The 11,892-nt window shown below is 57.0% G+C and carries 14 protein-coding genes and 2 tRNA genes; 13 read left to right on the top strand and 3 right to left on the bottom strand.

The genetic code is table 11. The features are described from left to right. Positions 1-501: 501 nt before the first annotated feature. A tRNA-Thr gene (locus Q0955_RS13020) sits at positions 502-576 on the bottom strand. An 87-nt stretch (positions 577-663) separates the two neighbouring features. On the opposite strand from Q0955_RS13020, the gene Q0955_RS13015 reads away from it, so the two are divergent. From Q0955_RS13015 to hisD, 5 genes are read left to right on the top strand one after another with little or no spacing between them, the layout of a single operon-like run. Next, the gene (locus Q0955_RS13015) at positions 664-840 is read left to right on the top strand and encodes a hypothetical protein (protein WP_299424844.1); all 177 of its coding nucleotides are present in this window, start codon (positions 664-666) and stop codon (positions 838-840) included. Beyond that, positions 841-2,109 (top strand): UDP-N-acetylglucosamine 1-carboxyvinyltransferase, encoded by a 1,269-nt coding sequence (gene murA / locus Q0955_RS13010; protein ID WP_299424843.1) that lies wholly within the window; start codon positions 841-843, stop codon positions 2,107-2,109. Next, entirely contained in the window at positions 2,106-2,588 is a 483-nt protein-coding gene (locus Q0955_RS13005; protein ID WP_299424841.1) for a DUF2948 family protein, read from the top strand. Before murA ends, Q0955_RS13005 begins: the two co-directional genes overlap by 4 nt. Then, the gene (locus tag Q0955_RS13000; RefSeq protein ID WP_299424839.1) at positions 2,585-3,076 is read left to right on the top strand and encodes a GNAT family N-acetyltransferase; all 492 of its coding nucleotides are present in this window, start codon (positions 2,585-2,587) and stop codon (positions 3,074-3,076) included. Before Q0955_RS13005 ends, Q0955_RS13000 begins: the two co-directional genes overlap by 4 nt. A 50-nt stretch (positions 3,077-3,126) precedes the next feature. Next, the gene (gene hisD, locus Q0955_RS12995) at positions 3,127-4,428 is read left to right on the top strand and encodes a histidinol dehydrogenase (RefSeq protein WP_299424837.1); all 1,302 of its coding nucleotides are present in this window, start codon (positions 3,127-3,129) and stop codon (positions 4,426-4,428) included. A 232-nt stretch (positions 4,429-4,660) separates the two neighbouring features. Here hisD and Q0955_RS12990 read toward each other — a convergent pair whose 3' ends face one another. Then, entirely contained in the window at positions 4,661-5,431 is a 771-nt protein-coding gene (locus Q0955_RS12990; RefSeq protein WP_299424836.1) for an SDR family oxidoreductase, read from the bottom strand. Between the two features lie 138 nt (positions 5,432-5,569). On the opposite strand from Q0955_RS12990, the gene Q0955_RS12985 reads away from it, so the two are divergent. From Q0955_RS12985 to Q0955_RS12950, 8 genes are all read left to right on the top strand, one after another. Continuing rightward, a complete protein-coding gene (locus tag Q0955_RS12985) occupies positions 5,570-6,049 on the top strand; it encodes a UPF0262 family protein (RefSeq protein ID WP_299424834.1) in 480 nt (159 codons plus the stop codon). 5 nt (positions 6,050-6,054) lie between these two features. Continuing rightward, positions 6,055-6,519 carry a low molecular weight phosphatase family protein gene (locus Q0955_RS12980; protein WP_299424833.1) on the top strand — a complete coding sequence of 155 codons (465 nt, stop codon included), beginning with the start codon at positions 6,055-6,057 and terminating at the stop codon, positions 6,517-6,519. 89 nt (positions 6,520-6,608) lie between these two features. Beyond that, positions 6,609-8,360: a sulfotransferase gene (locus Q0955_RS12975; RefSeq protein WP_299424831.1), complete on the top strand. Its 1,752-nt coding sequence runs from the start codon at positions 6,609-6,611 to the stop codon at positions 8,358-8,360. Between the two features lie 131 nt (positions 8,361-8,491). Further along, positions 8,492-8,710 carry a translation initiation factor IF-1 gene (gene infA, locus Q0955_RS12970; RefSeq protein ID WP_007205486.1) on the top strand — a complete coding sequence of 73 codons (219 nt, stop codon included), beginning with the start codon at positions 8,492-8,494 and terminating at the stop codon, positions 8,708-8,710. A 65-nt stretch (positions 8,711-8,775) separates the two neighbouring features. After that, complete coding sequence (locus tag Q0955_RS12965) at positions 8,776-9,354, top strand: Maf family protein (protein ID WP_299424830.1); 579 nt, start codon at positions 8,776-8,778, stop codon at positions 9,352-9,354. Beyond that, complete coding sequence (locus Q0955_RS12960; RefSeq protein ID WP_299424828.1) at positions 9,351-10,373, top strand: ribonuclease E/G; 1,023 nt, start codon at positions 9,351-9,353, stop codon at positions 10,371-10,373. Before Q0955_RS12965 ends, Q0955_RS12960 begins: the two co-directional genes overlap by 4 nt. Further along, positions 10,370-10,552 carry a DNA gyrase inhibitor YacG gene (gene yacG, locus Q0955_RS12955; protein WP_299424827.1) on the top strand — a complete coding sequence of 61 codons (183 nt, stop codon included), beginning with the start codon at positions 10,370-10,372 and terminating at the stop codon, positions 10,550-10,552. The genes Q0955_RS12960 and yacG overlap by 4 nt, the downstream gene beginning before the upstream one ends. A gap of 78 nt (positions 10,553-10,630) precedes the next feature. Continuing rightward, a tRNA-Phe gene (locus Q0955_RS12950) sits at positions 10,631-10,705 on the top strand. A 262-nt stretch (positions 10,706-10,967) separates the two neighbouring features. Here Q0955_RS12950 and Q0955_RS12945 read toward each other — a convergent pair. After that, a complete protein-coding gene (locus Q0955_RS12945; protein WP_299424825.1) occupies positions 10,968-11,756 on the bottom strand; it encodes a hypothetical protein in 789 nt (262 codons plus the stop codon). Positions 11,757-11,892: the final 136 nt, after the last annotated feature.

Raw genomic sequence — 11,892 nt, 5'->3', positions numbered from 1 at the left:
AATGCACGCAGGGCTATTGTCTGCATTGTTTCCGAAATGAGGCGCAATCAGGGCGGGAAATGTGGCGCTCCGGCGTGTACGAAGGACAAAATTGGGCCTTTTTTGCCTTGGCTTTCCTTGCGTCACCTATTTGCGGGTGTGGTCGTTTCCAACTGTGAACCAATTGCAGGTGCCGGAAGGTTAACTCGGTTGTGGTGATCCCGCCACAAGGAGAGGGTCGGGATTGTTTGCAAATTGGCGACAAGCGGGTGGGCTTGGGTGAATTAACCCCATCTCGCGAACGATGTCTGGCGAATCGATGGCCCAGTTTTGCAGAGTTTGGGCTGGTTTGCGCCGAATCTGGCTCCCCATGATTCTGTGTGCTTGCGCGCCCTTTCGATTTGAATGAGGCGGGCGGTAGAAAAGCGCATGAAATGATGACCGCTGTGCCCCGTTTTTTTTGGGGGTGACGCCCACACGGATCACGCATTGCGTGTATTCTTGCATTTTCAGGAGGTCTGGTGGTGCTGTGAGGGAGGATTGAACTCCCGACCTCACCCTTACCAAGGGTGCGCTCTACCACTGAGCTACCACAGCATTACCGTGGCGCGGTGTTTAGGACCAAACTTCAACATGTGCAAGCGCAATCTGGACCCTTTTTTGCACCTCATGTAAAGAAACTGCATGGAACACAAATCGACCCCTGTAAATAAAGCCAAAAAAACTGCCAACAGCCGCGAAGATCGGCTCAAGGCAGCGTTAAAAGCCAACATGGGGCGCCGGAAAGCGCAGGCCAAAGCACGTGCGCAGAGTGAGACAACCGACTCAAGCGAGGCGGTGAAGAGTAAAGGGCAGGATTAAATGGATTCGATTATTGTACGCGGCAACGGGCCGCTTAAGGGGCAGATCCCAATTGCGGGGGCTAAAAATGCCTGTCTGACTCTGATGCCGGCCACGCTTTTGAGCGAAGAACCGCTGACGCTGACCAATGCGCCGCGATTGAGTGACATCAAGACCATGAGCGAATTGCTGGGCTCGCTGGGCGCGGAAGTGACCAGCCTGCAGGATGGCAAGGTGCTGGCGATGTCGAGCCATGACATCAACAACCATATCGCGGATTATGACATTGTCCGTAAGATGCGCGCGTCCAACCTGGTGTTGGGGCCGATGTTGGCGCGTCTGGGCCATGCAGTTGTGTCGCTGCCCGGCGGTTGTGCGATTGGCGCACGACCAATGGATCTGCACATCTTTGGCCTGGAGAAGCTGGGCGCAGAGATTGAGCTGAAAGATGGCTACCTGCATGCCAAGGCGCCAAATGGTCTCAAAGGTGCGGTGATTGAGCTGGCCTTTGCCTCTGTTGGGGCAACCGAGAATATCCTGATGGCGGCGACGCTGGCCAAAGGCACCACGGTGATCAAGAACGCCGCGCGGGAGCCGGAGATTGTTGATCTGGCGACCTGCCTGCGCGCGATGGGCGCACAAATTGATGGCGATGGTACCTCTGACATCACCATTCAGGGTGTCGATCGTCTGCACGGCGCGACCCATCCGGTTGTGACTGACCGGATCGAGCTGGGCACCTTTATGCTGGCACCGGCATTCTGTGGTGGCGAGGTGGAACTACTGGGCGGGCGTCTGGATTTGGTCGAGAGCTTTGTCGCCAAGCTGCACGAGGCGGGGATTGATGTGGAAGAGACCGAAAAGGGTCTCAAAGTGGCGCGCAAGAATGGCCGGGTGAAGGCTGTGGATGTGACTACCGAGCCGTTCCCGGGCTTCCCAACCGACCTTCAGGCGCAGTTCATGGCGATGATGTGTACCGCTGACGGTACGTCTGTGCTGGAAGAGAAAATTTTTGAGAACCGCTTTATGCACGCGCCGGAATTGATCCGCATGGGCGCCAATATTGAGGTGCACGGCGGCACCGCAACAGTGCATGGTGTAGAAAAGCTCAAAGGCGCGCGCGTTATGGCGACTGATTTGCGCGCCTCTGTTTCGTTGATCCTGGCTGGATTGGCCGCGGAAGGCGAAACCATTGTAAGTCGGGTCTATCACCTGGATCGTGGCTATGAGCGCATTGAAGAAAAGCTGGGCGGCGTGGGTGCCCATATCGAAAGGGTACAGGAACAGTGACGCAACAGGATGCACGGTTTGAAGACGGCGGCGATCGCCCGCTAAATCTCGGCGCGTTGGATGCAGAGGATTTGCAAGTTCTCTCCACGCTGGCGCAGGATGCAATCTTTCCGGCGTCCGAGATGCAGTGGCTGGCCAAAGAGCGCCGCTTTGCCGTGTTGCTGAACCGGTTCCGCTGGGAAGATCAGACCGCCGCAGAGCGCCGCAAGCGCTCTGTGGAGCGGGTGCAGAGCCTGTTGGTGGTCGACAATGTTGTGCGTGTGGCCTCGCAAGGTGTGGAACGTGGTGATGCGGACACCATCCTGTCGGTTTTGTCTGTGACGTTTGAGCCGGGCGAAGACGCTGACGGCGCGGTGATTCTGACCTTGGCAGGCGACGGGGCGATCCGTTTGCAGGTGGAAGCGCTGGAAGTATCGTTGAAAGACGTAACACGGCCTTACATTGCCCCTTCCAAATCCACCCCAAGCCATCCCGCATGATCCGCGCGCTTACAGCGGATGATATGGATGCCTATCGCAGCCTCTGGCTGCAGGGGCTTAGTGCGGATCCTTCGGCGTTTTTGCTGACCGCAGCGGAGGCGGTGGCCACACCGGACAGTGCCTTGGTGGCAAAACTGACCTCCGGTGAGGTGATTGGCGCGTTTGACGGCGAAACGCTGGTGGGCTTTGTTGCTCTCAGGCGGGGCGGTCCAGAACGGATGCGTCATATGGCCGACATCGGCCCCCTATATGTGCATCCCTCCGCTCGTCGACGTGGCCTGGCGCGGGCTTTGATGGATGCCGCTGTGGATGCGGCGCTGCAAATGGGCGTGTTGCAGCTGGAGCTCTGTGTCGACAATCAGAACCACGGCGCGCAGGCGCTGTATCAGTCCTGTGGTTTTCAGCAAATTGGCCTGCGTCCACGTTCTGTGATTGTCGATGGGCAGCCCCGCGACGATGTTCTGATGCTGAGACAGCTTGACGCTTGAGCCTCCTAGGGGCGCGGTCTAAGAAGGCGTGACCTTTACGGAGAGACCAAATGCCCGTTTTTCTTGATGCGCAAGCTGCTGATTTTGAAGCCGCCTTCACCACCCTTTTGGGGGCCAAGCGTGAAGACAGCCCGGATGTGGACGCCGTTGTGGCCGACATCATCGCAGACGTGCGTCATCGTGGGGACGCGGCGGTTATTGAGCTGACGGCGAAGTTTGACCGTCTGGAGTTGACACCGGGGACTTTGCGGTTTTCTGAGGCAGAGATCGACAGCTATTGTGCGCAGGTGACTGACGAAGACCGCGCGGCGTTGGAGCTGGCCGCTGAACGGGTGACAGCCTATCACGCACGTCAGATGCCAAGTGACGAAAGCTGGACTGATGACAGCGGGGCCACGCTGGGCTGGCGCTGGACGCCGGTTTCTGCTGCGGGACTATACGTGCCCGGTGGCTTGGCGAGTTACCCGTCCTCTGTGCTGATGAACGCGATCCCGGCCAAAGTGGCAGGTGTGGAGCGCTTGGCGATTGCGGTGCCAACCCCGGACGGTGTTGCCAATCCACTTGTTCTGCTGGCGGCGCGGTTGGCAGGTGTGGATGAAATTTACCGCATTGGCGGGGCGCAGGCGGTGGCCGCGCTGGCCTATGGCACCGACACAATTGCGCCCGTGGATAAGATCACCGGGCCGGGCAACGCCTTTGTGGCGGCGGCCAAGCGCCGCGTGTTTGGCAAAGTGGGCATCGATATGATTGCCGGACCAAGCGAGATTCTGGTGATTGCGGATAAAGACAACAATCCGGATTGGATTGCGCTGGATCTGCTGAGTCAGGCGGAGCACGACGAAAGTGCGCAGTCACTGTTGATCACCGACGATGCTGATTTTGGTCAGGCGGTTGCGGCGGCCGTTGATAAGCGTTTGGAAACGCTGGAGCGGCGTGAGATTGCCGGGGCCAGTTGGCGTGACTTTGGTGCGGTGATCACCGTGGCAGATCTGGATCAGGCTTCGGCACTGTCCAACCGAATTGCGCCGGAACACCTGGAGCTGTGTGTGGCGGACCCGGACGCGTTGTCTGAGAAGATCACCCACGCTGGGGCGATTTTCCTGGGTCAATTCACGCCGGAAGCGATTGGCGACTATGTTGGCGGGCCAAACCACGTGTTGCCCACAGCCCGCTCGGCGCGGTTCAGCTCTGGCCTGTCGGTGATGGATTTTATCAAACGCACCACTCTTTCCAAAATGACGCCGGAAGCCTTGAAGGCGATTGGTCCGGCAGCGGAGACCCTGGCAGTTTCGGAAAGCCTTGAGGCGCATGGTCTTAGCGTGCGCGCGCGTTTGGATGCGTTGAACAAGTAAGAGGGGCGTTGCCCCGTCACAGCAGGCTGTGACTCCCCAGGATATTTTGGGTCAAATGAAGGCACGCCCCAGCCACAAAGGCCAGGGCGCTTCACTTGACGCGGTCATCGGCGTCCCCGCCTGTACCGCTTGGGTCGCGTGCCGTGACATGGTTAATGAATCGTTACTTCATTTGACCAGAAATATCCTCGCTGGAGGCCCAAAGTTCTTTCAGCACCTGCTGGCGGAGCGTTCAATAATGGCTGGTGTAGCCGCCATCCACGGCCCAGACCTGCCCTGTCACATAGCTGGCGGCGGGGCTGGCGAGGAAGAGGATGGCTGGTGCGAGCTCTTCGGGGTTGCCCCAGCGTTTGAGCGCGGTGGCGTTTTTGAGCTTCTCGGCGAGTAGCGGGTCTTGTGCGGCGGCGGCATTGGGCGCGGTCTTAAAAAAGCCCGGTGCCACCGCGTTGACGTTGATGCCATCGGTGCCAAGTTCGGCGGCCATGGCTTTGGTCATGCCGTTGATGCCGGCTTTGGCGGAGGTGTAGGCCGCATCGCCGGATTGTGCGATGAGACCGGCAATGGAGGAGATGTTCACAATCCGCCCGTACCCTTTGGGGCGCATTTGATCGGCCGCGCGTTGGGAGAGACGGAATGGCGAGATCAGGTCTACGTTTAAAAGCGTTTGTAGGTTGTCCCTCGTGAACACCGGTAGCGTGCGGCGGTCGCGTTGACCGACGTTGTTGACCAGTATGGAGAGGCCATCAGCGGTGGCCAGGGTGGCAAAGGCGTGTTCCGCAGCGGTTTCGTCCGCCACATCAAACGGCAGGGCGGTGGCTTTTAGGTCTGCAGCGCGGAAGTCACGCGCCACGGCGTTACAGCGCTCCGCGTTGCGCCCGTTGATCCAGACATGCGCGCCTGCTTGAGCCAAAAGCTCTGCGGCGGCATTGCCCAGCCCGTCTGTGCTGCCGGTGATCAGGGCGTTTTGCCCCGAGAGGTCAAAGATAGGCAGGGGCTGTAACATGGGGCGTCCTCTCACATGGTCTCAATTGGGATTGCGCAGCCTGAGCGGGCTGTCAATGGCTGCGACAGTTGCAACCGATGGACAAGATGGGGGGCGGTGCGTTACTCATGCTGCATCGCAAAAAGACAAGAGCTTCCCATGTCCCGGATCAGCCACATCCAAATTGATGACCGCAACCTGCCACCTCCCACGCCGGAGATTGACCAGGAGCGCAAGGTGGCGATTTTTGATCTGTTGGAAGAGAACAGTTTTGCGCTGCCCAAACGCGACGATCGCGTGGTCCCGGACGGGCCATTCTCCGTGGACCTGTCGATCCGCGAAAAGCGGCTGGTGTTTGATGTGACCAGCGAAGGTGGTGAGAAAGCTGCGGAGTTTCACTTGAGCCTGTCGCCGTTCCGGCAAGTGGTGAAAGACTATTGGGCCATTTGTGAGAGCTATTTTGATGCGGTAAAAAACCTGCCGCCGAGCCAGATCGAGACCATCGACATGGCGCGCCGTGGCATCCACAACGAAGGCGCGCGGGTGTTGCAGGAGCGGTTGGAGGGTAAGGCGGACATCGACACTGATACCGCCCGGCGCCTGTTTACGTTGATCTGTGTCCTGCACTTCGGAGGCTGAGCTACGTGGCGGATCCCGATCAGAAGCAGGTTTTGCCACAATCGGTCTTGTTCTGTTGTGACCAGAATGCGGTGCGTTCCCCCATGGCGGAGGGCATCATGAAGAAGTTTTATGGTCAGGACGTCTATGTGCAATCCGCCGGGATTCGCAGCGACCTGGAGATTGACGGCTTTGCCATTGCGGTGTGTTCCGAGATTGGCGTGGAGCTGGACCGGCACCGCACCCGCAGCTTTGAAGAGATGGAAAAGCTGGGCGATGAGCTGTCCAGTTTCGACATGGTGGTGGCGTTGACCCCTGCCAGCCGCAGCAAGGCGGAAGAGCTCACGCGGTTTGACCATCTGGAGCTGGAGTATTGGCCGGTATCGGACCCAAGCGGCGCGCAGGCTGGAGACGGGCGGGAGGCCAGGCTGGCCGCGTACAGGGCCGCGCGTGATGAGATCGTGGCGTACCTGCGCGCGCGTTGGGGCTAGGCCGATTTCTTCGGAAAACGCGCGAACACTAACCTTTTGTTTGCCATGTTTTGAGACGTTATCCCTGAACTGACAGCAAGGATGGCAGAATGCCTCAGGCCTCAAAACAAGCGTTTTCCTTTTCCCAAAAACCTCGGGATACCAAAGGCAAGGTTGCCTTTGGGCAGTTTTCAGATTTCGCAGCCCCCCCAGATGATGCCCTGAAGGTCGCGTTCTCTCGCACTGCAATCTCCGGCTCCGGAGAAAGTGTCGCGCTTTCTGAGAATGCGGCTTCCTTGCGGAAAAGCGCCATTCAGTTGATGCGCAAAGTGGATGCCGATCCACTTTCCCTGCCAAAGTCGTTGCTGCAAAAATCTCAGTGGCGCTCGGCGCTGCCTCTGTATGTGGCCTTTTTGGAGGCCAATCCTGACAGTGGGGAAGCTCTCAACGGTCTTGGGCATTGCCTACTGGGGTTGGGGAACACGGAAAAGGCGCTGGCGGCGTTTGCAGAAGCTGTCCAGCAAGCCCCAACAAACCCAATTTACACGGCGGATTTGGGCGAAGCGTTTGAGGCAACGGGACAGCTTGTTGTTGCGTTGGAGTGCTTTGCAATCGCCCAAAAGCTCACGCCGAACGAGCCTTCCTATGTATTGCGAAATGCCCGCGTATTGCATGCTCTAGGGCAGCTGGAGCTTGGCGTTCAGCTTCTTGAGGTGAGCGTTGAAGCTTGGCCTGAAGATCCCGATATTACGGGATGTTATGCCAGCCTTTTGGAAGCCGTCGGGCGGTCGGAAGACGCTCTGGTTCAGTGGCAAAGGGCGCTCGAGCAGGCCCCTGAAAACAGTGTGACATACGCCAACTTTGTTGCGTTTCGGCGCCCCTCGGAGATGGCCGGATTTGAAGAGAAGCTGGACGCGCAACTCGCGCAAAGAAACGCCAAGTCAGACGAGTCGCGGTTACGCTCTGCGAAAGTGGCTGCTTTGGAAGAGCGCGGCGATTATGAGGCGGCTTACCGGAATCTGCAAATTGCCAATCGGCGCTCTTTTGAAATGTCTGACTTTGATATTGCGCGCGAGGAGCGGCTTTTTGAAAGTTTAAAGGCGCAATTCGTCAATCCGTCCGTAATTGAAATCGAAGAGCTGGACGCGACCGCCACGCCAATCTTCATTCTGGGATTGCCGAGATCGGGGTCCTCGCTGACCGAAACCATCATCGGCCGCCATTCGGATGTGACGCAGGCCGGAGAATTGGACTATCTCGCGCCCTTAGTCAAACGGCTGGATTTGCTATCCACTCCGCTGGAACTGGAGCAGGCAGTCGTCTTGAGAGAGCGATATTTGACGCTGTTGTCTCAATCCGGGAGTGGCCGGTTCATTACGGATAAAATGCCGCTGAATTTTCGCCTAATCGGCCATATCGCAACAGCGATGCCGCAAGCGCGAATCGTGCATGTTTACCGCGACCCCAAGGCGTGTTGCTGGTCCAACTTCCGACATTTCTTTGCTGGTGAGGGGCTGGGGTTCACCAATGATACAAAAAGCCTGATCCGCTATTTTGAACTCTATCAAGACCTGATGGCGTTCTGGCATGAGCGGTTCCCGGAGCGCATCATTGACGTCGACTATGAAGCGCTGGTTGCTGATCCTGACGCTCAAATCCCTCAGCTTATTCAATTGCTTGGGTTGGATTGGCAAGACGCCTGCCTGGCGCCGCAAGACAGTGCCAATGTGGTGCGTACTGCTTCGCAAGAACAGGTACGCCAAAAGATATATAAGGGCAGCGCCCTAGGCTGGCGCAAGTATGAAGTCCAAGCGGGCGGCTGGCTCAGCCGACTGCCAGACCACCAGCCAATTGGTGGCTAAGAGGAGGAAATGTCGGGGTATCTTTGGATAAATCGGCTTCTTTTGGTTTTGACCCTTGAAAAAAAGGGAAAAAGCCCTCATTTAAGCGCACGTCCTGCAAAATGCTGCAGGTGCTAATCAAAGGAGAGACCATGGCGAAGGAAGAACTGCTCGAATTTCCCGGTGTCGTGAAGGAACTCCTGCCAAATGCGACGTTTCGGGTCGAGCTGGAAAACGGCCATGAGATCATCGCACATACGGCAGGCAAGATGCGCAAAAACCGCATCCGTGTTCTGGCTGGCGACAAGGTTCAAGTCGAGATGACGCCCTATGATCTGACCAAGGGTCGGATCAACTACCGCTTCAAATAAGCGAACTACATCAAGACATTGCGCGGCCCCAAGCGGGCCGCCTTTTCGCATTTAAGAGGTCCGGCATGCGGCTGATACTTGGCTCTGGCAGTCCGCGTCGCAAAGAATTGTTGGCGCAGATTGGGGTGGTGGCAGATGACATTTGCCCACCTGACATCAACGAAGATCCCCATAAAAATGAACTGCCGCGTCCTTATTGCGTGCGAATCGCGCGTGAGAAGGCATTGGCGGTAAAGGCTGCCGCCTCTGACGCTGTGTTATGCGCGGATACCACCGTTGCGCTTGGGCGTCGGATTATGGGTAAACCGCAAGATGCTGCCGAAGCGGCGGAATTTTTGCGGGCGTTGTCCGGTCGGCGCCATCGGGTGATCACTGCGGTTGCGCTGCGCAAGGGGGGGCAGCTGTTTGAGCGCGATGTGGTCAGCACTGTGAAAATGAAACGCCTGTCCAATGAAGAGCTAGACGCCTACCTGGCCACCAATGATTGGCGGGGCAAGGCAGGCGGATACGCCATCCAAGGTCCGGCCGGTGCTTTCATCCCGTGGATTTCTGGGTCATTTACCGGCATTGTGGGGCTGCCCGTGGCCGAAACCGCTGGCCTGCTGCGCGCGGCTGGCTACCCGCTTTACAAGGAACGCACATGAACGGACGTCAGATTATATTGGACCACATCGAAGGACGCGAAGCCGCGGCTTTGATGGTGGATGGCCAACTCGATGACCTGCTGATTGACAGCGACATGCCGCGACCCGGCACCATCTACCGCGCGGTGGCGGACCGACCTGTCAAAGGGCAGGGTGGGATGTTCTTGAAAACCCCGGATGGCATGGCCTTCTTGCGTCAGGTCAAAGGTCTTGCACCGGGTGATGTGTTGCTGGTGCAGGTGACCGGATTGGCCGAGGCTGGCAAGGCGATCCCGGTTACACAAAAAGTGCTGTTCAAAAGTCGCTATGCCATTGTCACCCCGGGCGCGCCGGGGGTGAACGTGAGTCGCTCGATCCGTGATGATGAGCGCCGGGATGCGCTGTTGGGGGTGGCCCATGCGGTGGTTGAAACGCCCGATGCGGGGATCATTCTACGCTCCGCTTGCGCCGAGGCGGACGATGCAGATGTCGCCGAAGATATTGCGGCCATGCTTGATTTGGCTGAACAGGTCTTGGCCGATGCGGATGGTCCTGCCGAAAAGCTGATCGACGGCGATGGTCCGCATGTTGCGGCGTGGCGGGATTGGTCCGAACCCGCCGAAGTGGTGACCGAAGCAGGCAGTTTCGAGAGCCACGGCGTGCTCGATGCTCTGGATATGGCCCAAGGTGCCTATGTGTCCTTGGGCGGCGGAGCCTCTATGTATGTTGAGCCAACCCGTGCGCTTGTTGCGGTGGACGTGAACACCGGCAAAGACACTTCGCCTGCGGCCGGGACAAAAACCAACTTTGCGGTGGCCAAAGCGCTGCCGCGGGCGTTGCGCGTGCGCGGCCTCGGTGGGCAGATTGTGCTCGACCTGGCGCCGATGCCAAAGAAAGACCGCCGCGGGTTTGAGAGCGCTCTGCGTGCGGCCTTTAAGCGGGACACCATCGACACCGCTTTGGTGGGCTGGACGCCATTGGGGCACTTTGAATTGCAACGCAAAAACGCCCGTGTGCCGCTTGCGGATGTGCTCACATGAGCTGTCCGATCTGTAAAAAAGCCACGCTGCAAAGCTATCGTCCGTTCTGCTCCAAACGCTGTGCGGACATTGATCTGGGCAAGTGGTTTGGGGGCGATTACGCGGTGCCGTCTCAGGATCCGGAGGAGGCCATTGAGGCCCTGGAAGAGATGCAAAAACAAAGTTCACGTTTGCACTGACTTTTTTGTCTTTTTCCTCTGGACAGCCCCGATTGGCTGACATAGAAGGCCAGCACCCAAGGCGAGACGCCTTCCCGTGCCCGGGTAGCTCAGGGGTAGAGCAGTGGATTGAAAATCCTCGTGTCGGTGGTTCGATTCCGCCCCCGGGCACCATTTTTACCGAATGATAACAGTGCGTTGCTTGTAGTCGCCGTTCCTAGGCGATGTGTCAATTTTGAGCTGGGTGTCGTATGGGTGCCATATTGCTGGTTTTGCAAATTTAACCCGTGCTTTCGAGTTTTTCAGGAAGAGGTTTGAAGGTAAGCGTTGCATCTGGCCCCCGTTTTGCAGAGTTCCAAGCTTGGCAAGACACGCCTATATTGGCGCTACGCGCCAATATGAAAAAGAAACCTTGAGCCAAGCCCCGGAAAAGACTCTAAACTTCGTCCAGTCGTGATTTCATCGCCTCAATCAACGTCTTAGCATTCTTTTTGAAACCAGCTCCTAGAGGCTCAATTTGGTTAGTTGCAAGACTTTCCTGAAAAAACCGCCTAATTTGCGCTTTGGTGGGCGCTTTGTCTATTTTTAACAAGCCTTTGATTTTTAATCGTGCTGGCTCATCCAGCAAGTCTTCTATTACATTTACAACGTCTAGGTAGTCGTTGAGTGTGGTAATCTTAGTATTTGGTATCGCAAAATCCCTGACATATTTGTCACACGCTCTTTGACCAGCTTTGTCGGAGTCTAGAACAAAAAGGTAATTGAGGTTCCAACTAGTGCTCAGCGCAATCAAGGCGCCCAACGTGCCCGCCCCCAATCCGGGAAGGAAATAGAGTTCGTCATCGGACAGCAGTTTTGCGGCGTATCGCAGAATGTAATAGTCGGATTTCCACTCAACTACGATGGATCGTCGGTCGAAGTTAAACTTGTCTGGGACTACCTGTAACCTGTCCAATATTGGTTGAAAATAGGAGGTTTTGTTGGGGTTCTTGTTGACAAAGGACCTGTATGTTTCGGCCTTAATGTCCAATGAACCGTCGTCTAGAGAAGCTTTGTCGATTACTGAACCATCAGGCGTATCGGCCCGGTTTGTAACGACAAATGTTTGCTCCAACCAAGCCGGTTCGATCATGTAGTGACTATGTGTTGTATATGCTAGCGAATGATCGTCGACAGCAATTTCAGGAAAACTCTCGATGAGTTTTTGTTGCGCCGCAGCGTGCAAGTTGGAAGCGGGTTCGTCAAAAAGGAATAGTACCGGTCGATTACCGCGCCTTGCTGTACGTGTGCGTCGTCAGAGTTTTTGGAACCAAGGGCGGCCTAAACTAAGAGAGAGTTCGGCTCATCTGGTTGGTTTGATT

This window comes from uncultured Shimia sp. (genome assembly GCF_947493595.1).
Classification (GTDB): Bacteria; Pseudomonadota; Alphaproteobacteria; order Rhodobacterales; family Rhodobacteraceae; genus Shimia.
Note: the sequence above shows the minus strand (reverse complement) of the source record. Positions and strands in the feature narration are given on the sequence as shown.